We start from the raw sequence: 623 nt of genomic DNA, 5'->3' as shown, positions 1-623 counted from the left end.
GTTCCCTGGAGGTGCTCGTCGGCGGCGGCCTTGGCCTCGGCGTAGGCGTAGAAGCCGTGGTCCTCGGGCACGCCGTGGTCAGGCCCGGCGCCGAAGTACGACACCATGACGTAGCGCGCGACGCCGGCCTGGGCGGCCGCGTCCATCGAGCGGATCGCGGCGTCGCGGTCGACGGCATACGTCCGCTCGGGACTGCCGCCGCCGGCGCCGGCCGACCACACGACGACGTCGTTGCCGCGCAGCACCTCGGCGATCTCCTCGGTCCCGGCGTGCTCGATGTCGAGCACCACCGCCGTGGCGCCGGTCGCCTCGATGTCGGCCACCTGCTCCGGGTTGCGCACGACGGAGGTGACGGCGTGCCCGTCGGCGACGAGGAGCGGGGCGGCGAGCAGGGCGACCTTGCCGTGGCCGCCGACGATGAGGACTCGGGACATGCCTCCACCCTCTCAGAGCCGGCTAGGTGCTGCTGCCTCGGCCGATGAGCCAACCGATGACGATGCCGATGGCGGTGGCGACCGCATAGCCGGCATAGCGCCGGATGAGCACCGGCATGACGGCCGAGCCGAGGTCGAGCGGCGCGTCCTCCTCGATGTCGGCCGAGACCCGGCGCGGCGGATGGGGCT

1 protein-coding gene is annotated in these 623 nt (G+C 73.4%); it reads right to left on the bottom strand.

The features are described from left to right. Positions 1–434 (bottom strand): NAD(P)H-binding protein (locus AC1DP0_RS22510; RefSeq protein ID WP_478088903.1); only part of this gene is annotated, 434 nt, incomplete at its 3' end. Positions 435–623 lie beyond the last annotated feature (189 nt).

This window comes from Terrabacter sp. P5_B1, from assembly GCF_056400505.1.
Note: the sequence above shows the minus strand (reverse complement) of the source record. Positions and strands in the feature narration are given on the sequence as shown.